The following is a 25,153-nucleotide window of genomic DNA, read 5'->3' as shown; positions in this document are numbered from 1 at the left end:
CCAACATACGTGACGGCTCTTTTTGGAAATCTCATAGATGAAGTTTTATATAGCATTTGCAACATTCATGGCTTTTTCTGCCCGTTCTTCTTCAGGGCCATAGTATTCGAGCTGATAGATGACATCTAGATCACCATCATACCATTCTACAAAGATATGATCCTCCTTTTCCTGGACACCGGCTACAGCGCCAGAATTCAAAGGGACCTGCAGTTCTGATTCTTGGAGAATGTTCCCAGGTTCATACAACGTGCTTACCTCGGCTTTTTCTGAACCATCCGATTGATAGAGGATATCGACTCTGTCGTCTTCCACTGTTGACTCAACCTGAGTGACTTCGAATGGCATATCTTCAGGGAGACCAAGCTTCTCCTTTTTTTCATCTGATAAAGAACTCACCGGCTGAGCGAACGTCTCCGGATAAGCCGTTTTCAAATCCTCAAGGGATAAATTTTGCGAAGAACAAGCTGCGAGAAAAATCAATGTTGCGATCAGTAGGATTTTTTTCCACATATTTTCCACTCCTTGCACATAAAAAAGAAAAAGTTCCGTTCACATTTTATCATACTTTCCTCAATATGATTCTTAAAAATTCTGATTTATAGCAACCAAAGGCTGGGTTTTCGGGTAGGGTGTCCAACAAAATTATAGAAAAACGTGAAATGTTATTCAAAAAATAGTCGGATTTTCTTATATAACTTGAAACGTTTAAGGGAATCAAACGTAATAAAGAGTAGACAAATAGAATGAACAGACTGGGTGACGGGTCAAAGGGGAAAATCTTAATCATAGTGAAAGGTAGGATGACATGGAAACTATTCAAATTCGTACGTTTCTTGAAAAAGATTTTGACGCTGTCCAGCAATTAAATGAAAAAGAAGGATGGAGCGGCCTTGTAGAACGAGGCGAGGAAACATTATGCTCCTGGTTGAATTCAGAACCAGCTTTAGTTGCCGTTGTAGATGGTGAAATCGCCGGCTTTCTCCGAGGGCTCACGGATGGTTCCATCACATTGTACGTGTGTGATTTGCTTGTGAAAGAAAGTTTTAGAAATCAGGGGATTGCGGAGAAATTGATCCAAACCGCTCATGAGTGCTACCCAAGTACGCGGGTGGAAATGTTGGCTTCCACAAAGTCCGAAGGGTACTATGCAAATCAAGGGTACCGCTCCTTTTACGGATTTAGGAAATCAGCTGAAGAAATGTAAAAAAACAACTGACTCGATGATCTCGGGTCAGTTGTTTTCTTTTATATATTCGTCCTCTTCCTCAGGGGTAAGGAGGCGCTTGGCTTTTCCAATGGTGCCGCGCTGCATTTCCCAAATCGTGTTATGGTCAGCTACAGCATTTGAAAAATCCTCATCGGCCCATTTCATTAAAATTTGCTTATAGACATGCTTATGAGTTAAATCATTCGTTTCCAAATGTTCGAGCAGCCAAGAAATACGGAGGGGGTGAATTTCAAAAAACGTCCATTTCTCATCTGCTTTCACTTTCTGATGTGCCATGCCATGAATGTATTCCTGGTATTCTTTGTCTGTCAATTCTGGCCCCGAAATCTCTCCTCCAAAAGGATTTTTCCCATCTCTCTCATAGGCTCTCAGTTCTTCCGCATTCACTGTTCCTGTGACACCATGAGCTATGGTTGCCCCCTGGGTTTGTACATACAAATAGGCTCCTGTGACGGCACCGATACATAGACAGAATGAAAACCATAGGATTAATCTCTTCATGTGCAGCCCCCTTAAAAGTGTTTACCAGTAATTTCTATTATATAGGAAGGGGGAGGGGAGAAAAAGAGAATGGATACAAATAAACTTGTATGACCTCTCCTTAACTATCGACATAATGAGCTAATTTTGCTGCAAATGAGCGTGGGATGAGCTTGGATGCAAAGGCTAATCCTTGATTCATCACGCCGGGGATCACCACACGTCTGCCTTTCACAAAGCCGAGGAACCCTGACTTGGCTACCGATTCAGGCGACATCGTACTGTTTACAAGTTTCGTATGCTCTGCTTTTGCCGTTTTGAAGAAGTTTGTATCTGTTGCGCCCGGGCATAAGGTAGTGACCGTTACGCTTGTATCTTTAAGCTCTTCTACAAGTGCTTCTGAAAGGGAAAGAACGTAGGCTTTTGAAGCATAGTATACGGCCATTTTTGGACCAGGCTGGAAGGCAGCCGTGCTCGCTACATTCAACACCCCTTTAGGGATGGAGCGGAAGCGGGCGGCTTTGATTTCAGGTAAGAAAAGGTGGGTCAGTTCAGTAAGTGCATTGATGTTCACTTGCAACATTTTCTGTTGGTCCAGCAGAGGGAGGTCTTCGAAAGCTCCATTCAGCCCAAAACCAGCGTTATTTACAAGAACAGTGACATTCAGACCTAATTCTTTTACCTTGCTGTACACAACTTCTGCTGCTCCAGTTTCTGATAGATCCTGAGGAATGATTGTGATTGGATGACCATCCAGTTCCTCTTTTAATTGATGAAGCTTATCTTCGGATCGTGCAACGACAATTAAGTGATACCCTGATTTAGCGAACAGCCGGGCAAGTTCGTATCCGATACCGCCCGAAGCTCCTGTGATCAATGCAGTTGGCTTCATGTAAATCTCTCCTTTAACAACTTCGTATGCAATAGATGCTAATAGTTTATACCCTATAATCATGAAGAACAAATCACATGTTTAAAAACCATAAATAACCAGACTGGGTCATCCAGAATTTGGATGACCCGGTCTGGTATGTTTTGGGGATGTTTTGTCTAAACGATCTCTCTTCGCTTCAGTGTCTGGATAGCTCCGAATAGGAGGAAAATAATCGACAGGATGGTGATCAATCCTGCCATCCAGAGATTTTGACCGACTTCTCCGCTTCTTAGCAGTGCTGGAAGATGAGAGACAATGCTTGTAGGGCTCCATTCCAAAAGGTGAGAAAAAATACTTGTAATCAAATTTAATACAAGGATAACGCTGATTGTTAAAAACAAAACAAGGCCGGGAATTTTCGTCCATGTGTTCATGAAGAGGCTAATACTGATGACGAAAATAATATACAGGACATAGAAGGCGACTGAACTCATGACGTGAATGAAAGAAACGTCACCAAAAAGAAGTTGCACATAATACCAGCTTGCTATTAAGCCGACGAAAACAGAAAGAAGAACGAGTGAGACATGGGCCGCCCATTTGGCGGTCACATAAGCACTATAGGATACCGGCTTTACGAGAATCAGCTCCGCTACCCCTGACTTTCGTTCTCCAGCAATGGTTCCCATCGTAATCAGGGCGATGACGAGCACGCCAAGTGTGTTAATTTGTGAGATGCTCATCATGAACACATTTGGTGCCGGCGGAGTCGGGATATTAAAGGTCGCCCCATCAGGAAGTCCTCCGGTTGACTCAAGGATCTGCGGGAGATAATAAGTCGTTAAAGGATCCATGATACAAAAAAGAATAAAGACAAGAGGAACCCAAACCCACCTGTAATTCCTTGCAGATTCCAGACACTCTTTTTTATAGATGGTCAGCCATTGCATGCTCTTTCACCACCTTCATAAATAGATCTTCAAGTGTTGTTTGACCTACCTCAAAGAATAGAAGCGGCCATTGTTCCTTGTTTACAAGATCTAAGAGAACGTCACGGGCCTCAGGGACATTCTGCACATATACATGGAGCTTTTTCTTTTGGATATCTGTGTGGGTGACAAACGGGAACGCCTCTACTTTTTCCTTGTATGATTGCATGTCTCCTTCAAAACGAAGTGTGATCTTATCTAACTGGTGTCGTTCTTTGACATCTTGAAGAGAGCCAGATTCTACGATAGATCCTTTATGCATAAGGAGAATTTCATCACTTGCCTCCTCTGCATCGCTAAGAATATGGGTGGAGTAGAGCAACGTAGCTTCTTGTTTCAATTCTTCCATCAAATTCAATACGTCTCGCCGGCCGATTGGATCTAACGCAGAGACGGGTTCATCAAGCAAGAGCACGCTGGGCTTGTGAATCATGGCTTGTGCAATTCCCAATCTTTGTTTCATCCCACCGGAGTAGCTGGATATTTTACGGTTTTTGGCATCCGCGATGCCAACACGTTCCAGCAACCGTTCCGCCCGCTTTTTAGATTCCGGATAAGGAATATGAGAAAGGCGAGCGACATATTGAAGAAACTCCTTGCCAGTCATCCAATTGTGAAACTGAGGATGTTGAGGCAGGTAACCGATATATTGGCGAATATCCCCCCTCATCCCATTGGAGAGGTCCACTTGGCCAGAGGTGGGGTGCATGAGCCCTGCGATTATTTTCAAAGTTGTGGTCTTCCCTGCACCGTTGGGGCCGAGCAAAGCGGTACATTTACCTGGTGGAAGGTCGAAAGTGATGTTCTTTACCGCATATTCTTTATCAAACATTTTTGTTAAATTTTTCAAGTGAATCATCACTACTCTTGACTCCTTCCAAATATAAAATAAGCAATGGGGCCAATCGTGTTGATGAATAAGATAATGAGCGCCCACATCCATTTCGGCCCTTTTGTAGCTTCTGCACGTATCAAGCTTACAAGAGCTGTAATCATCAAAACTACTTGGATGATGAGCAGGGGAGCGATGATCGCTAAATTATCGTTGATAAATTCAATGGCGTTTTGAGTGAGTAACATGAGATCACCTCCTTATAGGTTCATTTTTTCTTATCTCTAGAAGATATTATGATTTCCCCTTCGTTTCTTTCCTCCGCCAGACCGTTTTCCATAAGATGAAAAAGATGATACTTGGCACTGGAAATTGAATCAAGCCTACGATTCCCCACAACCAGGGAGCTTTTCCGATTTTTCTAGCTTTAATAAAAAGAATGGAACTTTGTGTCATTAAAATGAGGGCGACAAGCAGCCAACCCCATACAGGCATTTCTTCAGGTCCATAATGCTTCATTGCCGCATCTCCACCATTTCGTAGCGTTCTTTATAGAAGTAGCGGATCAGAACGATAATGGAAATGACTTGTGCGAGCACAAACAAAAGAGGAACATAGAATAAGCTGAAAATAAGGAAAGATATAAAAATAAACGCACTGCCCCATAAGCAAGTCAATTCAAACCACAGCCGTCGGTACCAAAGGGCGGTCTGTTCTTCAATAAGATTCTCAAAGTAGGCGAGGGCAGGTTCCGTTGGTTCCATTTTTGTATCTGTGTGCCTGGCTGCTTCCTGAAGCTTTTCTTCCATGCTTTTCGATGTCTTTTCATCTGTCATCCATTCTCAGCTCCTTTCGTAATTTCTCCAGCCCATAATGGACCCTGGACTTCACTGTCCCTACTTTCACTTTGGTCATTTTTGCAATATCTTTATAGTCATAGCCGTAATAATGTTTCAAGACGAGGGGGATCCGATGTTCGTCCTCAAGTTTCCATAAGGCTTCCTGCACTTCATGCCAATCATTTGAAAAAGAAACAGGGGAGCGGGGGAATTCATTCCTTAGTTTCTCATCCAGTTTATCTTTCTTTTTTTGCTTTCGCTTGTAGTCCAAGTATGTGCGTGTAGCAATTTGAATCAGCCATGTAGAAAACTTCGATCGATGATGAAACTGGTTGATCTTCTGGATAGCCTTCATGAGTGTGTCCTGTGTCACATCATAAGCCAGCTGTTCATCCCCGCTCATTTTCCATACATATTTAACGATGAAGCTATAGTGTTCTTTCAAGAGTTCAGCGAGTGCCTGTTCATCTCCAGCTTGTGCCCTCCTGATGAGATCCGAATCCATATACATCCCTCATTTCGTTCCCTGACTATAAGACGTAAGCATTTGTTTAATCGTTCAAAATAAAGGTGAAAAATTTCTAATTTCCTATTTTTCATCATAAAAGTTATTAAAAGTCTCTGAAAATCACCAGAAAAAAGTTATTGAATAATCGGGAGCTTAGATGGAATTGTATTAAGATTCACGGCTTAAGAATTATTGGAACAGACTGGTTGACTTTATTATCTGAATTTTATAGACTATTGGAAAGATATTTTTAAAAAGTGGCTTTATTACAAAGTCGAAATAAGCAAGTTGAGTAGAGAATGAGTTGAGTTGAGGTATAGGATGAGCTGAGCTGAGTGAGCGAGGGATCTTCGGACACAAGGAGCCGATGGATTGCCTGGCCAATGACCACCCCTTTTCTATCCACTCGTTTTCATCCCTCAACGTCTCATTCTCCATGATAATAATGGAGAGGTGAGCCTTTATGACCACTTTTGATACATTTCAAAAAGATGCTGAAGAGCATCAGACCATTCCAATTACACAATCGTTTTATACAGATACGTTAACACCGATTCATATGTTTCATGCATTGAACCATGAAGCCGTGTACATGCTGGAGAGTCAGGACCCTGAATCCCCATGGTCGAATTATTCTTTTCTCGGTCTTGATCCTATGATGCAAATCAAAGAAGAGCAAGCACAGTTCCAAATTAAAGACTTTAATCGGAACGAGGTTACGTATTCTGAAGACTTCAAGTCTGCTTTTGAGAAGGTACTTGCAAACCTTAATGTGAAACAGCCTCCGATCGATCTTCCTTTTAAAGGAGGAGGGGTTGGATATATCAGTTATGATGCCATTTCAGATTATGAGCCCGTAGAGAGAGCTATGGAAGATGAATTGAATTTAGCTAATTACCATCTGCTTTTCTGCAAGACTTTAATTGCTTACCATCATAAGACGAAAGAAACAACGATTCTATCCTTTGCTAGAAAAGAAGCGGATCGCTCATTAAAAGAAATATACTCCGAAACGAAAAAACGGATAAAAGCCATAACAAAAGAGCTGCAGAATGCTGAGACACTTCCTGATTTAATGCTGATTGAGGATGAGACAGAGGATGAATCCTTCCAATTGAACAGCAACTATGCACCAGACAAATTCAAATCAGATGTGGAAAAAATTAAAGAGTATATCCGTGCGGGGGATATTTTTCAGGCGGTTTTATCTCAACGTTTTCATACAATTACGGACCGAAGTGGATTTGAACTCTACCGGGTGTTACGGAGAGTGAATCCTTCTCCATACATGTTTTATTTGAAAATGGATGAAGTAGAAGTCATTGGAAGTTCTCCTGAACGACTCCTTGAGGTGCGTGACCGAAACCTTGAAATCCATCCCATAGCTGGAACGAGGAAAAGAGGGAGAACCAAAGAAGAGGATGATGCTCTAGCTGAAGAACTTTTGCAAGATGAGAAAGAGTTGGCGGAACATCGGATGCTTGTCGATTTAGCACGAAACGATATTGGCCGCGTAGCTGAATATGGAACAGTGCAGGTAAGGGAGTATATGACGATCGGACGTTTTTCAAAAGTGATGCACATCATCAGCAAAGTAACCGGTCGATTAAACGAGAGCGTTTCTCCCATTGACGCCCTGATTTCTTCCTTCCCGGCTGGAACATTATCAGGGGCACCAAAAGTCCGAGCCATGCAGATTTTGAGAGAGCTTGAACCTACTCCTCGAAACCTCTACGGTGGTGGCATATTATATTTAGGCTTTGATGGAAACATTGATTCCTGCATTACCATCCGAACAATGACAAGAACAGGGAAAGACCTCTATATACAGGCTGGGGCTGGGATTGTTGCTGATTCCGATCCCGAAGCGGAGTATCAGGAAACATTGAGCAAAGCGAGTGCTTTGAAGAAGACGATTCAATTAGCTGAGAAGATATTTGAGAAGAGTGGAGAAGGAGTGGAGACGAGATGAAAGATACATTGAGTAGAGTTGTCGCAGGAGAGGAAATGACAGAACAGGAAGCGTTTGAAACGATGGATAGTATCATGAATGGAGAAGCGACGACCGGCCAGTTGATGAGTATGCTCAGCGTGATGCGTTATCGAGGAGAAACGGTGGAAGAAATGACCGGTTTCGTTCGAGCGATGCGTGAAAACATGACGAAAATGGATGTTGATGATCCTTCAATTGTAGATACATGTGGCACAGGTGGCGATGGGGCTTCTACATTTAATATTTCCACAGCTGTTTCCATTGTTCTCGCAAGTATGGGCGTGAAAGTCGCGAAGCACGGCAATCGGAAAGTATCATCCAAAAGTGGGAGTGCTGATGTCCTTGAGAAGCTTGGTGTGCCGATTGACACAACTCCAGAACAAGGGGCCCAGGCCATTTCGCAAAAAGGAATGACTTTCATGTACGCACCTCTCTATCACAAAGCAATGAAGCACGCGGGGCCTGCCAGGCAGGAACTTGGTTTTCGTACCATCTTTAATTTACTAGGACCTATGTCCAATCCTGCCAATGCTAAGCGACAACTAATTGGCATATACGATACAAATTATGCAGAGAAAATGGCAGAAACTTTGAAGAAACTGGGATCCACACACGTCCTTTTAGCAACAGGAAGAGATGGTCTGGATGAAATTACAATTACAGGAGAAAGTGATCTCGTCGAATTGAAAGATGGGGAGATTACTCGTTTCACTGTTTCACCGGAAGATTTCGGTCTCCCTTTAGGGAACCTTACTGATATTCGTATTTCTGAAACGGAAGAAAGTGCCCGGATCATTAAAGATGTCTTGTATGGTCGTGCAAATGAAAGTGCGACTTCTATTGTCACATTGAACGCAGCGGCTGGACTTTATGTGGCAGGAAAAGCAGAAGACCTCAAAGATGGAGTTCAGCAAGTACAAGCAGCGATCCGTGAAGGCACCTCAAGCAGGTACTATGAATCGATTGTTAATGAAAAGGAGAATCGTCAATATGCTTGAAACCATCTTAGCTGTAAAACAACAGGAAATCGAAAATTTATATTTACCAGAAGAGCAATCATTTCCTCATCACTCTCTCTATGACTCTCTTAAAGCTACATCTTATGCAGCTGGGTTGATTGCAGAGGTGAAAAAAGCATCTCCATCCAAGGGCATCATACGTGAGGATTTTAATCCTGTTCGAATCGCCCATGACTATGCCACAGCAGGTGCGCAAGCCATTTCGGTCCTTACGGATCAACATTTTTTCCAAGGACACCGTGATTACTTGACGGACATCAAAAAAGTGGTGGATGTTCCTGTGTTACGGAAGGACTTCATTATCGACTCCATGCAAGTAGCGGAGAGTGCCTATATCGGTGCTGATGCTATTCTGCTGATCGGGGAAGCGCTGGAAGCGGAGAAGTTACATGAACTTTATCTCCAAGCCTACGAGCTTGGATTAGAGGTACTTGTCGAAGTACACAGTGAAGAAACATTAGCGAAAGTACTGGATGAGTTTACACCAAAGATTCTTGGGATCAACAATCGAAACCTTCATACGTTTGAAACAAAACTTTCTCAAACCGAGCGCATGGCGACACTTGCACCGGCGGAGTCCTTGTTGGTTTCAGAGAGTGGAATTTCTTCCTATGATGATTTACAAAAAGTAGCTGGTTATGGAGCTGAGGGTGTGCTGGTTGGGGAATCTCTTATGCGTCAGAAGGACATCAAAGAAGCAGTCCGTCAGTTGTTGGAAGGAGTGAATGTTCGATGAAAGAACCGATTGTAAAATTATGCGGGAACCGATCTCTAGCAGATGTAGCTAAAACGTCTTCCTCCGAAGCATCCCACCTTGGTTTCATTTTTGTTAGGAGAACTAAACGGTATGTCCGACCTGAATATGTCGGACGCTGGGTGAAAAAAATCCGACCAAAACAAAAAATCGTCGGGGTTTTCATCGAGCCGACGATTGAGGAAATCGAAGAGATTCTTCATTTTGTCCCATTGGATGTCATTCAACTTCACGGGAATGAAACGGTATCTCAGTTGCTGAGGATCAAAGAAGCATTTGGTCTGCCTGTATGGAAGGTGGTTCATCACCAAGAGGTTGGCATTAAACAAATGGAGGTCTTCCGAGGTGTGGCGGATGGGTACATTGTGGACAGTAAAGTAGATGGAGTTTCAGGTGGTACTGGAGTCCGTTTCGACTGGGAGGCTGTGCCGACCTATCAGAGTGAAGCGTATGACCAGGGGGTTCCGTGCTTGATCGCAGGCGGAATTAACCCAGAGAACGTCACAGAGCTGTTGCATTACCGTCCGGACGGCATCGACCTTTCCAGTGGCATTGAGATTGGGGACGGTAAGGACATCGGTAAAATTCAAGCAATCACGAAAGAGGTGGAGCAAAATGTTGCAAGTATTTCCTGATTTAAAAGGACGCTACGGTGATTTTGGTGGTAAATATGTGCCGGAAACCCTCATGGGACCTTTGCAAGAGTTGGAAGAAGCCCTTGATCAGGCCATGGCTGATCCGGCCTTTATGAAAGAGTATCATCATGTATTAAAAGAGTATGCAGGACGCCCCACTTCATTGTCTTATGCAGATAAATTGACCGGTCACCTTGGTGGAGCAAAAATTTATTTAAAACGCGAAGATTTGAACCATACAGGTGCACACAAGCTTAACAATGCCATTGGACAAGCTCTGTTGGCCAAGAGGATGGGGAAAGAGAAAATTATTGCGGAAACAGGAGCGGGACAGCATGGGGTCGCGTCTGCAACCGTCGCCGCTAAGTTTGGACTTCAGTGCATCGTATTCATGGGTGAAGAAGATATACGGAGGCAGGAGTTGAACGTTTTTCGGATGAAGCTGCTCGGAGCGGAAGTTGTTTCAGTTTCTAGTGGAAATGGAACGCTAAAGGATGCCACAAATGAAGCGATCCGCTATTGGGTTGCCAATTGTGAAGACCATTTCTATCTGATAGGTTCTGTCGTCGGACCCCATCCTTATCCACGTATGGTGCGGGATTTTCAGCGGATTATTGGCGATGAATCTAAACGCCAGTTCTTAGAGGTAGAAGAAGAGCTTCCAGATCGCATTTTTGCCTGTGTAGGTGGTGGAAGCAACGCGATGGGAATCTTTTACCCATTCCTTGAGGACAGCAGTGAATTAATAGGGGTAGAAGCTGCCGGGAAAGGAACGGACACACTTGAACATGCAGCGACACTATCAAAAGGAACTCCTGGTGTGATACACGGATCGATGACCTATCTCATGCAGGATGAGAATGGACAAATTACCGAGCCTTATTCTATATCGGCAGGACTTGACTATCCAGGAATCGGTCCAGAGCATGCTCACTTATTCCAGACGAAACAAGTACGCTATGAAGCCATCACAGATAAAGAAGCACTTGATGCATTGAAGCTTTTGACACAGACAGAGGGGATTATTCCGGCGATTGAGAGTGCCCATGCTCTTGCTCAGGCATTTAAAGAAGCGCCTCAAATGAGCGAAGAGGAAACGATCTTGATTAACCTTTCCGGACGTGGAGATAAAGACATGGCCACATTAATGGAACATTTCCAGGAGGAGGTTTGACATGCTGACGAAGACATCATTTCAAGGGAAACTAACAAAAACGGATAACCTGTTCATTCCATTCCTTGTGGCAGGTGATCCAAGTCCGGAATTGACTATTCAATTCGCTTTGCGTCTGCAGGAGGAAGGTGCGGACGTTTTAGAATTGGGTGTCCCATATTCGGATCCACTCGCGGACGGACCTACTATACAACGTGCAGCTCAACGTGCGTTGAAGTCAGGGATGTCTTTACGTAAAGCCATTGAACTTGTACCGAAATTAAGAGAGAGTGGACTCGAGATTCCTGTTGTGATTTTCACTTATTACAACCCTGTCCTTCAAATCGGACATGACGAATTCTTTCAACTCTTAGAACAAAATGGAGTCGAAGGGCTGCTGATCCCTGATTTACCATTCGAAGAGAGTATGGAAATTCGTAGCCAGGCAGAAGAAAAAGGTATTGAATTCATTTCACTTGTAGCACCGAACTCAGATCAAAGAATTAAGCAAATTGCAGAACATGCCAAAGGTTTTCTTTATTGTGTTTCTTCTCTGGGTGTTACAGGGGAGCGAAAAGAAATGTCTGCTGAAGCTTTGTCATTTATTGAAAAAGTAAGAGAACACAGTCAAGTCCCGGTGGCTGTTGGATTCGGCATATCAACCAATGATCATGTCCAACTGGTAAGAAACTACGCAGATGGGGTGATCATTGGAAGTAAAATCATTCGTTTGATAGAAGCAGAACTTGAGAATATTGAAGAAGGTAGAATGGACGAAGCACTCGAACATTTCACCAAAGAAATTAGAGAACTCGTTCAGTGAGTTGAGAGAGCTGAGAGGAGTGGAGCAGAGTGATTTATATGATCGACCACTATGACTCTTTCACCTACAATCTCGTCCAGTACCTTGGAGAGCTTGGAGAAGAAGTCATCGTGAAGAGAAATGATGAAGTAGTAGTAGAGGAGATCATGGAGCTGAACCCGGATTTGATTTTTCTTTCCCCGGGTCCGTGTTCCCCGGATGAAACACCACTGACCCTGGAAGTCATCAACCGATACAAAGGAAGTATTCCTATTTTCGGTGTTTGCCTTGGTCATCAGGCCATTGCTCAAGTGTTTGGCGGGAGTGTGGTGCGCTCAGAGAGATTGATGCACGGAAAAACATCCCGTATTTTCCATGATGGGAAAGGGGTTTATGAAGGGTTAAGCAACCCGATGGTAGCAATGCGCTATCATTCCCTGATTGTAGAGCTCTCGGATTTACCGGAGTGTTTTGAAGTGACGGCTTCAACAGTAGAAGGAGAATTGATGGGCATCCGACACCTCGAATTTCCTATTGAAGGGGTTCAATTCCACCCGGAGTCTATTGGTACAGGGGAAGGAAAACAATTATTGAAGAATGTCATCCAAAATCGTGTGAAGGCTTTTATTCCTTAACATAACTGCTATATAAAAAGCTGGGACCTTCAGAGGGGTGCCAGCTTTTTTTAAATCTCTTTTTCTGCAAGCACCAGATTTGGATCTTTCATCTTAAATCTGCATTTTCGTGTGTATTTCAGGGAGAAGAGGGGGGGCATTCTCCATTCGATCACTTCTTTATTTTGATTTATTTATAGGTATTTAGAACTAATTTGAACGCAGCATTCTGGCGGTGATTTGCTTATTTAACAGAAATTTCGTAAGAATAAAGCAATTCTTGGAAAGGTTGTGGTTATCGCTTTCATAAAGGTATGTGAAAAAATGGAATCCTTAAAAATCGCGCGAAATAGCCCTTTTTCACCTCGCCATATGCTATTTTCACAAAATTAAAATCTATGTTAGTTTAATTATCGTTGTGTTCAAAGAGCGATTTCACATCGGCCGATGTTTTTAATAGAACAGCTCAACAAGAACCAGCCAACAAAAAACATCAGGAGATGATTCAGTAGTTATGGAACTGCAACAAGATCCAACTTTGTTATGGTTTATAGCAATCTATGGAATATTAATGGTCGGCATCGGTGTATTCATGTCGAAAAAAGTAGCCGGCAGTGAGGACTTCGTATTAGCCGGTAAAAGTCTAGGACCTTTTGTATTGATGGGAACGCTTCTGGCCACATGGACAGGAAGCGGAAGTATTTCAGGTGGAGAAACGTCTATGGCTTTCTCTTACGGGATTCTTCCTTCTTTGATGATGATGCTCCCAACGTTAGTCGGTATTATCATTCTTTATGTCGTCGCACCTAAAATCCGCGAACACGGCAAATTCACCGTTGCTGGTATTTTAGAGTCGAAATATGGGCGTACATCCCGTAACATTGCGAGTGTTATTATCATTCTTGCTTATGTCGGTATCGTTTCTTATCAAATGAAAGGCTTTGGATTCATCCTTAATTTGACTACTGGGATGACAGTCCAGACAGGTACGATGATTGGTGCTGCCATGATCATCTTCCTTGCGATGATTGGGGGACTTCGTTCTGTATCTCAAACAGACGCCATCAGTGGATTTTTGATGGTGGGAGGTTTGATCATTACGGTTCCTACAATTATTATGGTCGCAGGTGGATGGAGCGAAATCGTCGCTAATGTACCTGAGTCCCACATGAGTGCTACGGGTGGTTTGACAACGATTCAAATGATTGGTTATTTGCTGCCTTCTTTGTTCTTATTGCTTGGTGACCAAAACATGTATCAGCGTCTTGCTTCTTCTAAAGGAGATAAATCTGCGAAGCGCGCACAAATGGGGTGGCTGATTGCGATGATCGTCATTTCACCATCCATTTCACTGATCGCCTTCGCATCCCGTTCCTTATTCCCAGATATCGATCCAGGAATGGCATTGATGGCTACTACAGTAGCAATGCCAGTTGCTATCGGTGGTATTTTACTTGCAGCAGCGGCTTCCTTTATCATTACAACAGGTAACTCATACTTGCTGTCTGCAGCTACGAACCTGACTTATGACCTTTATGGTAAATATGTAAATAAAGATGCATCTGACAAGAAGCTTCTGGCTATGACAAGAATCTTCATCGTGGCCCTTGGTGTCTTCGCTTTTGTCATCATCAGTTATTTCCCAACCGTATTAAGTGTGCAAATGTATGCTTACACGGTTTATGGAGCAGGATTGACTCCAGCTGTACTTGCGGTATTCTTCTGGAAACGCGTCAATGCAATTGGTGGTGTATCTTCCATGATCGCTGGTGTGCTGGCAACATTGACATGGGAAATTGTCCTAGGACAGCCTTTTGAAGTGAACAGTGTAGTCGTTGCTGTACCTGTTGCGGTTATTGTCTTGATTGTCGCAACGTTATTGACGACATCTGGATCTCAGGCTAAAAAGGCAAAAGCTTCATAATTCAAAAAAAGCCTCCCGTTCTTCGGGAGGCTTTTCCTATTTTTGTAGTATTAAGTTTATTCTTCTTTCTTGTAGGTCTTGTATATATGATACCCAGAAGAGGTCTCTGATTTTATACAAGTGAAAGGGTGGTTAAACAACATAGGTCCATTAGGAATAAAAAAGCCACCATTTCAATTAGTAGAAATGGTGGCTCATCGTAGTGGAGCATAGCGGGCTCGAACCGCTGACCTCTTCGCTGCCAGAGTAAATTACGAGATTAATCTCTTTTTTATTTCATGCAGGTAAGTCCTGAACACCCTTTATAAACACTGGTATGACAGTAATTAGGCAAATCATAAATCTTATAGGTAGTTCCTGATATATCGAGGGGCACCATTTAGGGCACCAAAATAGGCACCACGTTGATTCAAAATATAAATCCTCTAAAAGGGTATAGGCAAGCTCACATTAACTAAACCATTTTGGGGGGATAATGATGGATAATCTTAAAGGAGAAGCTGTAGAATACCTGGCTGATATGCTTCATGAGTATAAAGAATCCAAAGATAAGGACTTTCTAGAGGTGAATGTAGCATCTCTAAGGCTAATTTCTATGTTAGAGGAGGTAATATATTTTTCTAAGCGTACATCGGCTCTAGAAAGCTTTGAGCCCAATTACGAACAGTTGGGTCATGTTGTAATCAATAAATTTAAGGAAGGGAATATGAAGAAGCGAGTGATGTTAGATATTAATGGCAGGGGAAAAGAGATATTAAGGACAATAGATGAATAATGAATCGGCAATAATAAAAAGCCTATCCAGATTAAAGGATAGGCTTTTATACATTCGGGATTACGAAAAAGTAATCCACCCTGCCTCCAAGCATAATCATTATACAATAAAAACCATTTTATTTGAAGTGTCTTTAATTGCAGGGTATTGGATAGTATTTGCCCCCAGCAATTATGCCATATTTTAATTTGACTTTGTTAGTTGAAGTGCCCCGTGATTTTTGTTGTTAGTAGGGTCATTAAAATAACGTCCATCTAATTTATCGTTGGTTATTTCCAATCGACCATAACCACGGTGGTTACTCATTCCTTTTTTATAATGTTCAGGGTCTTTATCATTAAAATATGAGTAGAACAGCTTTGTTCCTCCGCCGTCATTAACTTTTATTGATGTGGTATAACTCGATGACTTTGAATGGTTGAATTTTCCTCTAATACATATCTTTGACCACGTTTGTTCAATAATTAGAACTGCAGGCAAACTCTCCTCAAAGTCATAATATGAAGATTGAAATTCACCTCTCCAAGTTCCGTTCAAGTTTGGAGTTTGTACGATCCCTAACTGATGAAGTAATTTAGTCTTCCAAATAAATTTATTAAATAAGCTGTACAGTAAACCAAATATACCCATAGATGCTATAGATACAGAGAAACCAATAAAAGGAATACTATCAATCACATTATTTAAGAATGAAGTAGCTAAACCAGATATTAAGATGGATAAAGCTGCAAGTACAAACAATATCTTATTGCGATCTACATCAATGCTATATTCATGCATATTACCACTCATTCCAAAGATTAATAGCTTGAGATATAAACTCTCTAGCATCATATTCGTTCCATTGTTCTTGGCTATAGCCAAAGACGTAAACTTGTTCATTTTGACATACAAAGTCAGACATATCGTACTTGTTATCTTGTAACCATTTTAAGACATTATACACTCTTGTAGAAATGCTTATCTCATCATAATGCTCATCTGGTGCGTTATATAATAAGTTTTCTATAAAATATGATGGAACTTGTTCTTTTGTAATCATTTCTTTCTCTATTAATTTCTTCTTAATGTTTTTGAATACTCTGATGGCGGGCTTGTACCTATTGTTAACTCGTTGATTTTTCGCCGCCCCTTTTGTATAATGTACTTTGGGAAAATTAACTACTTCGCGTCTTTCATTCGTGGTATAGAACTTTATACCTTTAATATATTCTCTGTCCGCATAGCTTTCACCAAAAGATGTGTACTTTCGATATTCAAAACATGGCACTACATCAGCTTCATAATTCCCATCATCTATCTTTATTGATTTATTCCCTACATCAACCTTATCAGACCCAAAAGAATCCTTAAGTGTCTCAATTACTTCGCTTTTAAAATCGTCCCAGGTATATGTCGCATCGTTAAATGCTCTATTATAGATAGCAGTTTCATGCGGATCTAGAGCTGTAACATCACTAGAAAAAGTAGCATCACACTGAACTACAACATCTACATCGCTATTCCCATATATATTTGTGCTATTCCTGTAAGAACCTTGAAGGTAAATCTCAAGTTGATTTTTCTTCTCAATCTTAGAATCAGATGCTTTCAGCTTTCTTTCGATCTTTTCTCTTAAAGATTTTGGCGTCTGTGTAGCCCCTTGATTAGACCATGTTTCTAAAGTTGATGTAGGTATAGTCATATATATCCTCCGTCCATTTGGAATTTTCCAAAAAATTCAACAAAAAGATTATAACATAAACAATCTTTCCTATGAAACATAAAAGGAAAAGGGGACAATTTAAGTAGTCACTGTTAAAGTTTAGTGTTAAAAGTAGTAGCGAAATTAATTTTTAATTTTTATGGAGGCTACTCTTTGTATTGTGGGCATATTAACAACCCTCTGTTTCTATAAGTCTTAGTATTGGGATAAATGTTCTAAAAATTAATGTCCGTACCTATTTCCGCAACATAGGTGATAGGGGAGGTGTATGGGTGGCGATTAACTGTGACAAACTGACACTTATTAGAGGTAAGGGAGGGGGTGTATGTAATCTCAGTTTGACTACATAGAAAATCCTTCCAAAATGGTAGTGAGAAGCGATACAATGAGCTTAACAAACGGTTAAAGGAGCCATTGTATGACTATAGAATTAATGGACAAAAATTTTGGTGTGAAATTTAATGAAGAATTGATTATGACAAGAGACACCCTCCGCATTGTGTCTCCTTTTATAAGTTACAAAACTGCTAATCATCTAGCCGACTGGCTAGAGAGAACAGACAATGACATAAATTGCACCATTATTACCCGTTTTAACCGTGAAGAATTCCTCCAAGGTGCTAATAGCTTAGAGGGTTTAGAAGCATTATACAAATCTGGAGCTTCTATATATGCTCTTCAACATCTTCATAGCAAACTTTATATCTTTGACAATAAGAGCGCAATCTTAGGTTCTGCAAACTTCTCGATTAGTGGGTTTTTCAAGAACCACGAACTAGGAATTTTTGTTAAAGATGAAATAGACTTCGTTGGAAATACTATTGACTATGTCAATGATCTTCTCTCTTCCATAAAAGAAGCTGGTAACTTCAAAGTAACTCAAGGTGTTATCGACAAAGAGAAAAAACAGGTGATTGAGCGACTTTCAGAGAGAACATCAAGAAGCACTAAATATAAAAACCAACATAGATGGGGAGCCATCATTGATAAGGAGGAAAACGAGAAAGAAATAAAGGACATTTATGTAGATGACAACCATTTCGACATTATCGAGAAAGTTATAGAGGATGAACCTACACCACCGACGAAAGGGACTGGAATTTGGCTAAAATTCGAAGGCACCAGCGAAGATAGAATACCGAACAAAAATCATTACAAAGAACGAAAAGTTCTATTGCACGAAATAGTCAATCGAACTTATTATCCACGTCCCCCTAGAAGTGTTCAAAGTGGGGATATTATATTTATGGCCACTTTGAGCTATGATAAAAACGGTGTTGAAACCCCAATGATCGTAGGTTATGCAACGGCAGGGGGGTATGACGACTCCAACGTTGTTGATAAAAGCGATAAGGAGTATTTGCGCTTTAACAATCGTTATCCGTATTTTATTGAGCTCTATAATGCAAGGTTTCTAAAGACCACGATTTCAGAAGGGATTTCCCTCATCGAGCTTTGCAATACTCTAAAGCACAATGTATATCCTAAAACCCAGATGAATCCGAATACCCCTATGAAAAGCATTTTAAAACGCCATCACCAAAAGGCCCACATCCAGATTACTACCGAAGCTAGAGACTACTTAATTAGACGGCTGGAAAGTTTATTTCAGGTAAGTGGTTATGATGATTTAGAAGAAGTTAATCGCTAATTAAAGCAGTTTTTTATTTGAGTGCCAGCCCCCTGTTAAAGTTTCTACATTAGATACTATTAAGGTTGGAGTTTTGTTTTTCTATCATTTACAGGTCCTTAAATAAAACAACCGCTCATAATTAACGTTATGAGCGGTTACTTCTACCTTTCTTAGAATGTTTCTTCTATTAATTTGATATTGCTTTCTTCATCTGAATAGTTTGTACCAAGAACTCCACGGAAAGCTTTAGATAGTATTGCATCATTCAAGTTATTCAGAGTGATATCCAGTTCTAATTTTTCATATATATTAGCTTCTTTCTTTAAAATGGTATTTACTACGTTTACTATCTCCTCCTGCTTCTTTTTTGGGGGGACAGGGACAGGGATCTCTCCCAATTCTTTCTGATTAATCTTTGGTAATACTGATCTAGAACCTGCTGTTGATGCTTTTTCTAAAAAGGTGGGGGATAGCATATACCAGTATAAATATTCTGTTTTCAGCTCTGTTTCGATGGGGTACATATCCGCACTGCATAATCCATCAGATTCGGCTACAATAACTTTTGAGAGATAGGGTCGAATTTTTGAATAAAGTATCTGGCCTTTGTAAAAATGATGCTTTGAGCTTTTCACTCCTGAATCTTTTACAAGATTATAATCTATCAATTGTCCCGTTTTACTTTTAATGTTATTGGGAGCAATTAAAGGTAAGTTTTGATATTCATCAGGGTTTACTAAATTAGACCTAACTTTTGCAACATCTTTGAATTTTTTCCATCCCCAAGAACTCGGTATACTATAGACTCTTCCAACTTCAGATTCTTTCTCAAAGGTCAAATCGGTATTATCGCTTTCACCCACGATTCCTTCTGTCAATTCACCTCGGAATGCCTTATCCAGTATTGCAGCACGTCGAAGTTCAAATGTTTCAATTGCTTTTTCATTTAATTGTTTTGCATTCTTTATTTTCACCACTAAGTTATTAACTTTATTCACTATTCTTAACTGTTCCTTATAAGGGGGCAAAGCGAAAGCTATATCCTCCATAGTACTTTTTCTGATAGAAGGAACAGCAGTTGCTTGAGAATATTGGTAAAAATCTTTACTGAGTGCCCAAAAAAATAAAAACTCATTATTCAGTACTTTTTCTTTAGCTCGAATGCCCATTAAGTTGTTATCAATACAACTCTCTTTTTTTAATTTTGCCCTTCTGTTTAACTTAACAGCCTCTCCTATTTTGGCAAATACAATTGTTTCTTTAGGTATTAATTTGGCTTTTATATTAACTCTCTCATTTTCTGTAATAGTATTCGGGCTTTTTTTTAAATAATGGTCATCCTCTTTATTAACAAGATTTCCTACTTTATAAAAGGAGATTTGATTATCATTATTACCTTGGTGTTTTTTCGGGAAAGCATTGCCACTAAAAAAATCAACAACAGTTTTTAACTTAACCCACATCCAATTATCAGGAATTTTATAAGGTTGCTCTTCTACTGGAACTAATGCCTCTTCTAACATTTTGTTCGATGTTTTTTTTACTTTCTTAGTCATCCTTACCTTCCTCCATTGCTCGTAATTCTTCGATGACTTCATTAAGCAGTGATACAGCCTCGTTTAACTTGCTTACTGCTTCTTCTGCTGAATCAATAGGATCAGGTAGGTTTTTATACACGGATAACGATTCATCTGCAATTAATCCAATGTCTAAATTTTCATCTTTTTTACTAATGTCTTCACGATTAAAGACATTCCAACGCTCATCATTCACCTTTGATCGATCTTCTGCTTGATAGGCTTTGATAAACTCATCAAAGTGCTTTTCTATCAATGGATTACGTTTTCCGAAAGTTTGCATGTTGGTACGCATATCATAAATCCAAACATCTTTCGTATTTTCTTTATCCTTCTCGCCACGTGTAAAGAAAAGTACATTGGTTTTTACGCCTTGAGCATAGAAGATTCCTGTTGGCAAACGTAAGATAGTATGAAGATTACATTTATCCATTAGATCTGCACGAACTTTAGCTCCTACTCCTCCTTCAAACAATACGTTATCTGGTAGGACTACAGCTGCTCTAGCTTTTCCATCTGATTTAAGAGAACGGTAGATGTGTTGTAAGAAATTCAACTGCTTGTTAGTTGTTGTAAATGTTAGGTCATCACGAGTAGGTCGCTCTCCACCTTTTTTGGTTCCAAAGGGTGGATTCGTTAATACAACATCATAGTTTTTCATATCCGTTCCAATATCTGATAAAGTATCACCTAACTTTATTTCTCCATACATATCATGAAGCATAGCGTTCATCAATGCTAAACGGTGTGTATCTTTTACTAGTTCCCCTCCTGTAAATGCCTCAGTACGTTGAAACTCTGCTTCCTTTTCTCCTAAATCAAAATAATCGTCAGTCTTAGAGCGAATATGTGTATCAGCAGCAATCATAAAGCCGAATGTTCCTGCAGCAGGGTCGTTACAGCGCTCTCCAGGTAGGGGGTTAATTAATTTAACTAGGACATCTATCAGAGGGCGAGGGGTAAAGTATTGCCCTGCACCTGATTTTGTTTCACTCGCGTTCTTTTCTAATAATCCCTCGTATAAATCACCTAGGCCTTCTTCTCTTGCACTGTACCAATCTAGGTCATCTATAGACCTAATAATCTTTTCTAGGTTTTTGGGTTCGTCAATATTAGTTGTTGCATTAGCATATATTTGTTGGATTATTTCATTCTCTACACTCCCCAGATCAATCAGTAATTGACGGTAGTGATTATACAGTTCTAAACCATGTTTATTGACCAATGAATTCCACCTATAATGCTCTGGAATATGCTTCTCGTTATCTTTTTCTTTCATCATTTTCAAGAATAGAATGTAGGTCAATTCTGTAACGTATTGGTGGTAAGTGATTCCATCATCTCTTAATACATTACATAGGTTCCATAGTTTCTGTACGATTTCCTGATTTCCCATTATGCTTGCTCCCTTTTGTCATACAATGCTGTATTAATTTTTTCTACAATGCTATCTAATTCCCCATTGAAAATTATGTTCAGTTGTTTATAACCACCACGACTCTTGAACGGTTCTACATTGAACGCTCTCTCTGGATCAGGGTCCAAAATACTTTCTTTAAGAAGCTGCTTTTCAATTCTTTGCAACCAATCTTTTTGAGCCTTTGGCCATACTTTCATACTATAAACTTTCTTCATTGCATTCTTAATCCGCTCTTCGTGACTCACTAATGGATCACCGATAGCCTGTTGACGAATAAAGCTAATGATGTCTGCAGCGATATCCTCATTCTTTGCATCCCGCCACGCTGCCTGAAGGTTGGTTTCGTTATAACCCATTTGATCTAGAGCTATTCTAAGTTGTCGAAGATTCTCCCTAGTCAAATCCCTAGGCCGAGTAACAACTAACTTAAGAGCAGGTATCTGGTTCATATTTTCTTCTATAAACTGATTAAAGCTTTCAAGGTAGTCTTCAGGCTTGTCCGCTTCTCCGTAGCCCCTAGATATCGATAACAGTTTATCTTCATGATCAGAAATGTATTGTTTTGAGTGTTTATTTCGATTCTCATCAATAAACTGAATTGCAGAGGGGGTCTTTTTGATTTCTTTAACAGTATTTTCGTGGTTAGAATGCTTTATCACGTTAATGAAGTCATCAACCGATTTCCCACCTGAGAGAGATTTGAAATCTTCATGTTCTTTATTATCCCACTTTTGCTTTTTCCTTTGGATTTTGGCTATCATCTCTTCCTTATGTTGCTTCTGCTGCTTCTCATCTTCTAATTGCTCGTACTCTTTGAAAAGCTGATCAAGTGTTACCTTAGAACTCTTAACCACAGGTTTCATACTCGTGTATGGCTTTAAGGACTCATATAGGCCGACGGCATCAAATATATCAAAATGATCCTTACCTATCTCGTCGTGTCGTCTAGTAGCCCTCCCCAGCATTTGTTCATAAAGTATCCTGGACCGAACTCTTCTTAAGAAGACTAAGTTAGATATACTCGGAACATCAATACCTGTTGTTAAAAGGTCTACAGTGACGGCTATTTTAGGGAGCCTCTCGTTTTTGAAATGTTTGATTGTACCCAAAGGGTCTTTAATTGAACCTGTGATTTTCATGACAAGATTATCATCTATTGCACCATATTTTTCTTCAAGTTCTTGTTTAAATAGGCGTACTACCATATCAGCATGATCGTCAGAAGCAGCGAATATTAGTGTTTTACCTTCTTGGTCTGGGTGGATGTAGTTTGCTAAGGCATTCAAGATTACTTTATTAAAATTCTCAGTTATTACTGATTTATTGAACTGAGTTACTTCTATATTGACTTCATCTTCCATTACTTCAGTCTCTACTTGACCTGATGCACTGTCATAGACTGATACTTCCTCTCCTACCTGCCACCCAATGCCTTTTTGCTTGAGTTCAGTGTCAAATTGGTATGGAGGTTCGTGATCAATCAGGTAGCCATCAATAACAGCTTCACGGTATGAGTAATTGTAAACAGGATCTCCAAAAATCTCCACAGTGTGAAGGGCAGGTGTAGCTGTTAGACCTATGCGAACAGCATCAAAGTAATCTAAAACCTGGCGATACTTACTTACATAGTCATTGTGGTCACGAAATGTAAGTTCAACATCTGTCATTTCTTTATCGAGTGTATAACCACGGTGAGCTTCATCTACCACTATACAGTCATACTTATCCACTGTAGGTACATTCTCTTCCACTTCGCTATAAAACAACCGCTTTACCATCCCTTGTACCGTGGCAATATGAACTTTAGTCTCCGAATCAGCGTCCTTATCTTCTAAAGACTGTAAATTGAATATCTGTGTAAAGGATTGCAAGTTTTCAAGCTTGGAATCCTTAAAAGCCGCTTCTGCCTGCCTTCCTAGAGCACTTCGATCCACAAGGAATAGTATTCTTTTAAAACGCTTTGTTTTAATTAAACGATAAATTAACCCTATTGCCATTCTTGTTTTGCCAGTCCCCGTAGCCATAGCAAGGAGGATTTCACGTTGGTCTTTTCTCAACGCCTTCTCAACAGACATGATTGCGTCTTGCTGATAATGACGTAAACCTAAGTAGTTCATGGTTTCATCTTCCAGGTCTTTAGTGGACTGTTGGACATCTTGTTTTAGTAGATCTCTCAAACCTTCTGGTGAATACCATGCTTTTAGTGGGCGGGGATGGTTTGTGCTTTTACGAGCATCAAGGAACCAAATCCCTGACTTTTCTTCGAGTTGCTGTAAGTACGGTCTTCCATTTGTAGCAAATAAGAAAGGTACCTGATAGTCACCCCACGGCTCATGTATGACTTCATCCGCTTTTTGCACCACTTGCTTTGCGTATGACTTTGCTTGTTGAAGGTCAGAGGGAATATCTTTACTGCCTCTCTTTGCTTCAATAATTCCTACAAATTCTAAGCCTGCAAAGAGAGCATAGTCGGCATACCCTCTTTTTAAAGGCCACTCGGCTATAGCCAAATTCCTACCTTTTTCAGGACGTACTCCTTTACTGTATCGAAGGTTCTCAGAGTCAACCTCCCACCCGGCCTGCTGTAGCTTATCATCAATAATCATTCTTGTCTCGGCCTCAGTAAAATCAACTAATAATCCGTAACGCTTTGCCATTTGTTTTCGTTGGTCTTTTTCTTGATCGGTTTTGTAAAGTTGTTGTTTTTGGAGTTTTGTTAACTCCTCTTGCAAAGTACGCGTTTTTTCTTCATAAGATTGAGCCAGTTTGACTAATTCTTCGTCATATTCTTTACTAGGCTGAGGTTCTATGTATTTTGGGGCAGAAAAATCCCACTCTCCATACACTTGCATAAACCATACACTTAATTGGTATGCCATGTGCAACAAGCTTTTTGCCTCTTCTGTTGTACCATAGCCCGCCTCATGTACTGCCTTGTTTCCTTTGCGGCGTATAGTATTTAAAATTTCATACAACTCACTAGTTAATAAATCATCTGATCTAAGGAAGGCTAGTCTATCGGTTTGTCTCGTGTCATAGCTTTCTTTAATCTCTTCATATGCATATATATATTTAGTTAGAGTTTCTCCCAACATACGTAACTTAATTAAAGACGTATTAGGGTCGTTTTCTACGTTTCGTTCTGCTGTTTCTCCGAGGTTAGCTAAAATTGACCAGTTATTATTAAGAAACTCAAAATTACTTTTTTGCAAATAATCACCTCAAAAGAAGTACTTTATATTCATTATAGTACATTCTGAAGGATGTGAGAATTGAACTATTTTCCTGCTTGGTATAATTCCATTTGCGTTAAACCTCTATTATGTATTACCTAGTGTTTTTCCTCAGTAGCAATTCACAATAGTGGGAGGGGGAGGGAGGTGTGTTAAGGTGCAT

At 40.4% G+C, this 25,153-nt stretch carries 25 protein-coding genes; 11 read left to right on the top strand and 14 right to left on the bottom strand.

Annotated elements, in window-relative coordinates:
- Positions 1 to 45: 45 nt before the first annotated feature.
- Positions 46 to 513: a hypothetical protein gene (locus K2225_RS15935; protein WP_220585648.1), complete on the bottom strand. Its 468-nt coding sequence runs from the start codon at positions 511 to 513 to the stop codon at positions 46 to 48.
- A 295-nt stretch (positions 514 to 808) separates the two neighbouring features.
- On the opposite strand from K2225_RS15935, the gene K2225_RS15930 reads away from it, so the two are divergent.
- Entirely contained in the window at positions 809 to 1,207 is a 399-nt protein-coding gene (locus tag K2225_RS15930) for a GNAT family N-acetyltransferase (RefSeq protein ID WP_220585647.1), read from the top strand.
- A gap of 27 nt (positions 1,208 to 1,234) precedes the next feature.
- On the opposite strand, the gene K2225_RS15925 is transcribed toward K2225_RS15930, so the two are convergent.
- The 8 genes from K2225_RS15925 to sigY form a co-directional block, all read right to left on the bottom strand.
- Positions 1,235 to 1,732 carry a DUF6241 domain-containing protein gene (locus K2225_RS15925; RefSeq protein ID WP_146815234.1) on the bottom strand — a complete coding sequence of 166 codons (498 nt, stop codon included), beginning with the start codon at positions 1,730 to 1,732 and terminating at the stop codon, positions 1,235 to 1,237.
- A gap of 100 nt (positions 1,733 to 1,832) precedes the next feature.
- Positions 1,833 to 2,603, bottom strand: coding sequence for an SDR family NAD(P)-dependent oxidoreductase (locus K2225_RS15920; protein ID WP_220585646.1), 771 nt, complete (start codon positions 2,601 to 2,603; stop codon positions 1,833 to 1,835).
- Between the two features lie 158 nt (positions 2,604 to 2,761).
- Positions 2,762 to 3,535, bottom strand: a complete 774-nt coding sequence (locus tag K2225_RS15915) for an ABC transporter permease (RefSeq protein WP_220585645.1) — start codon at positions 3,533 to 3,535, stop codon at positions 2,762 to 2,764.
- On the bottom strand, positions 3,513 to 4,433 hold the full coding sequence (locus K2225_RS15910; protein ID WP_220585644.1) for an ABC transporter ATP-binding protein: 921 nt from the start codon (positions 4,431 to 4,433) through the stop codon (positions 3,513 to 3,515). Before K2225_RS15910 ends, K2225_RS15915 begins: the two co-directional genes overlap by 23 nt.
- A 2-nt stretch (positions 4,434 to 4,435) precedes the next feature.
- Entirely contained in the window at positions 4,436 to 4,654 is a 219-nt protein-coding gene (locus K2225_RS15905; protein ID WP_174787816.1) for a PLD nuclease N-terminal domain-containing protein, read from the bottom strand.
- A gap of 46 nt (positions 4,655 to 4,700) precedes the next feature.
- Positions 4,701 to 4,925 (bottom strand): sigma-Y antisigma factor component, encoded by a 225-nt coding sequence (locus K2225_RS15900; protein WP_255574616.1) that lies wholly within the window; start codon positions 4,923 to 4,925, stop codon positions 4,701 to 4,703.
- Positions 4,922 to 5,242, bottom strand: coding sequence for a YxlC family protein (locus K2225_RS15895; protein WP_220585643.1), 321 nt, complete (start codon positions 5,240 to 5,242; stop codon positions 4,922 to 4,924). The genes K2225_RS15900 and K2225_RS15895 overlap by 4 nt, the downstream gene beginning before the upstream one ends.
- Positions 5,232 to 5,750 (bottom strand): RNA polymerase sigma factor SigY, encoded by a 519-nt coding sequence (sigY, locus tag K2225_RS15890; protein ID WP_220585642.1) that lies wholly within the window; start codon positions 5,748 to 5,750, stop codon positions 5,232 to 5,234. Before sigY ends, K2225_RS15895 begins: the two co-directional genes overlap by 11 nt.
- A gap of 466 nt (positions 5,751 to 6,216) precedes the next feature.
- Between sigY and trpE the strand changes: the two genes are divergently transcribed.
- From trpE to K2225_RS15845, 9 genes are all read left to right on the top strand, one after another.
- Positions 6,217 to 7,725 carry an anthranilate synthase component I gene (trpE, locus tag K2225_RS15885; RefSeq protein ID WP_220585641.1) on the top strand — a complete coding sequence of 503 codons (1,509 nt, stop codon included), beginning with the start codon at positions 6,217 to 6,219 and terminating at the stop codon, positions 7,723 to 7,725.
- Positions 7,722 to 8,744, top strand: coding sequence for an anthranilate phosphoribosyltransferase (trpD, locus tag K2225_RS15880; protein WP_220585640.1), 1,023 nt, complete (start codon positions 7,722 to 7,724; stop codon positions 8,742 to 8,744). The genes trpE and trpD overlap by 4 nt, the downstream gene beginning before the upstream one ends.
- Positions 8,737 to 9,501 carry an indole-3-glycerol phosphate synthase TrpC gene (gene trpC, locus K2225_RS15875; protein WP_220585639.1) on the top strand — a complete coding sequence of 255 codons (765 nt, stop codon included), beginning with the start codon at positions 8,737 to 8,739 and terminating at the stop codon, positions 9,499 to 9,501. Before trpD ends, trpC begins: the two co-directional genes overlap by 8 nt.
- On the top strand, positions 9,498 to 10,154 hold the full coding sequence (locus K2225_RS15870; RefSeq protein WP_220585638.1) for a phosphoribosylanthranilate isomerase: 657 nt from the start codon (positions 9,498 to 9,500) through the stop codon (positions 10,152 to 10,154). The genes trpC and K2225_RS15870 overlap by 4 nt, the downstream gene beginning before the upstream one ends.
- Positions 10,135 to 11,328 carry a tryptophan synthase subunit beta gene (gene trpB / locus K2225_RS15865; protein ID WP_370632767.1) on the top strand — a complete coding sequence of 398 codons (1,194 nt, stop codon included), beginning with the start codon at positions 10,135 to 10,137 and terminating at the stop codon, positions 11,326 to 11,328. The genes K2225_RS15870 and trpB overlap by 20 nt, the downstream gene beginning before the upstream one ends.
- Before the next feature lies 1 nt (position 11,329).
- Positions 11,330 to 12,130 carry a tryptophan synthase subunit alpha gene (gene trpA, locus K2225_RS15860; protein WP_220585637.1) on the top strand — a complete coding sequence of 267 codons (801 nt, stop codon included), beginning with the start codon at positions 11,330 to 11,332 and terminating at the stop codon, positions 12,128 to 12,130.
- A gap of 29 nt (positions 12,131 to 12,159) precedes the next feature.
- Positions 12,160 to 12,744 carry an anthranilate synthase component II gene (locus K2225_RS15855; RefSeq protein ID WP_220585636.1) on the top strand — a complete coding sequence of 195 codons (585 nt, stop codon included), beginning with the start codon at positions 12,160 to 12,162 and terminating at the stop codon, positions 12,742 to 12,744.
- Positions 12,745 to 13,237: 493 nt separating this feature from the next.
- Positions 13,238 to 14,647: a sodium:solute symporter family protein gene (locus K2225_RS15850; protein ID WP_220585635.1), complete on the top strand. Its 1,410-nt coding sequence runs from the start codon at positions 13,238 to 13,240 to the stop codon at positions 14,645 to 14,647.
- Positions 14,648 to 15,125: 478 nt separating this feature from the next.
- Positions 15,126 to 15,422 (top strand): hypothetical protein, encoded by a 297-nt coding sequence (locus tag K2225_RS15845; RefSeq protein WP_220585634.1) that lies wholly within the window; start codon positions 15,126 to 15,128, stop codon positions 15,420 to 15,422.
- A 183-nt stretch (positions 15,423 to 15,605) separates the two neighbouring features.
- On the opposite strand, the gene K2225_RS15840 is transcribed toward K2225_RS15845, so the two are convergent.
- Together K2225_RS15840 and K2225_RS15835 are read right to left on the bottom strand one after the other, a co-directional pair.
- Complete coding sequence (locus K2225_RS15840; protein WP_220585633.1) at positions 15,606 to 16,202, bottom strand: Cap15 family cyclic dinucleotide receptor domain-containing protein; 597 nt, start codon at positions 16,200 to 16,202, stop codon at positions 15,606 to 15,608.
- Between the two features lies 1 nt (position 16,203).
- Positions 16,204 to 17,106: a nucleotidyltransferase domain-containing protein gene (locus tag K2225_RS15835; RefSeq protein WP_220585632.1), complete on the bottom strand. Its 903-nt coding sequence runs from the start codon at positions 17,104 to 17,106 to the stop codon at positions 16,204 to 16,206.
- Between the two features lie 439 nt (positions 17,107 to 17,545).
- Between K2225_RS15835 and K2225_RS15830 the strand changes: the two genes are divergently transcribed.
- Positions 17,546 to 18,778: a phospholipase D family protein gene (locus K2225_RS15830; protein ID WP_220585631.1), complete on the top strand. Its 1,233-nt coding sequence runs from the start codon at positions 17,546 to 17,548 to the stop codon at positions 18,776 to 18,778.
- A 152-nt stretch (positions 18,779 to 18,930) separates the two neighbouring features.
- Here the strand turns inward: K2225_RS15830 and K2225_RS15825 are convergent, their stop codons facing one another.
- Genes K2225_RS15825 through hsdR form a run of 3 tightly spaced genes read right to left on the bottom strand, consistent with a single transcriptional unit; the run spans position 18,931 to position 24,969 of the window.
- A complete protein-coding gene (locus K2225_RS15825; RefSeq protein WP_220585630.1) occupies positions 18,931 to 20,316 on the bottom strand; it encodes a restriction endonuclease subunit S in 1,386 nt (461 codons plus the stop codon).
- Positions 20,309 to 21,733: a class I SAM-dependent DNA methyltransferase gene (locus K2225_RS15820; RefSeq protein WP_220585629.1), complete on the bottom strand. Its 1,425-nt coding sequence runs from the start codon at positions 21,731 to 21,733 to the stop codon at positions 20,309 to 20,311. The genes K2225_RS15825 and K2225_RS15820 overlap by 8 nt, the downstream gene beginning before the upstream one ends.
- A complete protein-coding gene (hsdR, locus tag K2225_RS15815) occupies positions 21,733 to 24,969 on the bottom strand; it encodes a type I restriction-modification system endonuclease (protein WP_220585628.1) in 3,237 nt (1,078 codons plus the stop codon). Before hsdR ends, K2225_RS15820 begins: the two co-directional genes overlap by 1 nt.
- Between the last annotated feature and the right edge of the window lie 184 nt (positions 24,970 to 25,153).

The organism is Halobacillus sp. Nhm2S1 (genome assembly GCF_019599545.1).
Taxonomy (GTDB): domain Bacteria; phylum Bacillota; class Bacilli; order Bacillales; family Halobacillaceae; genus Halobacillus.
Note: the sequence above shows the minus strand (reverse complement) of the source record. Positions and strands in the feature narration are given on the sequence as shown.

Excerpts from the sequence above, each read along its gene's own strand:
- K2225_RS15935 (WP_220585648.1), bottom strand. The coding sequence starts at position 513 with ATGTGGAAAAAAATCCTACTGATCGCAACATTGATTTTTCTCGCAGCT.
- K2225_RS15930 (WP_220585647.1), top strand. The coding sequence starts at position 809 with ATGGAAACTATTCAAATTCGTACGTTTCTTGAAAAAGATTTTGACGCT.
- K2225_RS15925 (WP_146815234.1), bottom strand. The coding sequence starts at position 1,732 with ATGAAGAGATTAATCCTATGGTTTTCATTCTGTCTATGTATCGGTGCC.
- K2225_RS15920 (WP_220585646.1), bottom strand. The coding sequence starts at position 2,603 with ATGAAGCCAACTGCATTGATCACAGGAGCTTCGGGCGGTATCGGATAC.
- K2225_RS15915 (WP_220585645.1), bottom strand. The coding sequence starts at position 3,535 with ATGCAATGGCTGACCATCTATAAAAAAGAGTGTCTGGAATCTGCAAGG.
- K2225_RS15910 (WP_220585644.1), bottom strand. The coding sequence starts at position 4,433 with ATGATTCACTTGAAAAATTTAACAAAAATGTTTGATAAAGAATATGCG.
- K2225_RS15905 (WP_174787816.1), bottom strand. The coding sequence starts at position 4,654 with ATGTTACTCACTCAAAACGCCATTGAATTTATCAACGATAATTTAGCG.
- K2225_RS15900 (WP_255574616.1), bottom strand. The coding sequence starts at position 4,925 with ATGAAGCATTATGGACCTGAAGAAATGCCTGTATGGGGTTGGCTGCTT.
- K2225_RS15895 (WP_220585643.1), bottom strand. The coding sequence starts at position 5,242 with ATGACAGATGAAAAGACATCGAAAAGCATGGAAGAAAAGCTTCAGGAA.
- sigY (WP_220585642.1), bottom strand. The coding sequence starts at position 5,750 with ATGGATTCGGATCTCATCAGGAGGGCACAAGCTGGAGATGAACAGGCA.
- trpE (WP_220585641.1), top strand. The coding sequence starts at position 6,217 with ATGACCACTTTTGATACATTTCAAAAAGATGCTGAAGAGCATCAGACC.
- trpD (WP_220585640.1), top strand. The coding sequence starts at position 7,722 with ATGAAAGATACATTGAGTAGAGTTGTCGCAGGAGAGGAAATGACAGAA.
- trpC (WP_220585639.1), top strand. The coding sequence starts at position 8,737 with ATGCTTGAAACCATCTTAGCTGTAAAACAACAGGAAATCGAAAATTTA.
- K2225_RS15870 (WP_220585638.1), top strand. The coding sequence starts at position 9,498 with ATGAAAGAACCGATTGTAAAATTATGCGGGAACCGATCTCTAGCAGAT.
- trpB (WP_370632767.1), top strand. The coding sequence starts at position 10,135 with ATGTTGCAAGTATTTCCTGATTTAAAAGGACGCTACGGTGATTTTGGT.
- trpA (WP_220585637.1), top strand. The coding sequence starts at position 11,330 with ATGCTGACGAAGACATCATTTCAAGGGAAACTAACAAAAACGGATAAC.
- K2225_RS15850 (WP_220585635.1), top strand. The coding sequence starts at position 13,238 with ATGGAACTGCAACAAGATCCAACTTTGTTATGGTTTATAGCAATCTAT.
- K2225_RS15845 (WP_220585634.1), top strand. The coding sequence starts at position 15,126 with ATGGATAATCTTAAAGGAGAAGCTGTAGAATACCTGGCTGATATGCTT.
- K2225_RS15840 (WP_220585633.1), bottom strand. The coding sequence starts at position 16,202 with ATGCATGAATATAGCATTGATGTAGATCGCAATAAGATATTGTTTGTA.
- K2225_RS15835 (WP_220585632.1), bottom strand. The coding sequence starts at position 17,106 with ATGACTATACCTACATCAACTTTAGAAACATGGTCTAATCAAGGGGCT.
- K2225_RS15830 (WP_220585631.1), top strand. The coding sequence starts at position 17,546 with ATGACTATAGAATTAATGGACAAAAATTTTGGTGTGAAATTTAATGAA.
- K2225_RS15825 (WP_220585630.1), bottom strand. The coding sequence starts at position 20,316 with ATGACTAAGAAAGTAAAAAAAACATCGAACAAAATGTTAGAAGAGGCA.
- K2225_RS15820 (WP_220585629.1), bottom strand. The coding sequence starts at position 21,733 with ATGGGAAATCAGGAAATCGTACAGAAACTATGGAACCTATGTAATGTA.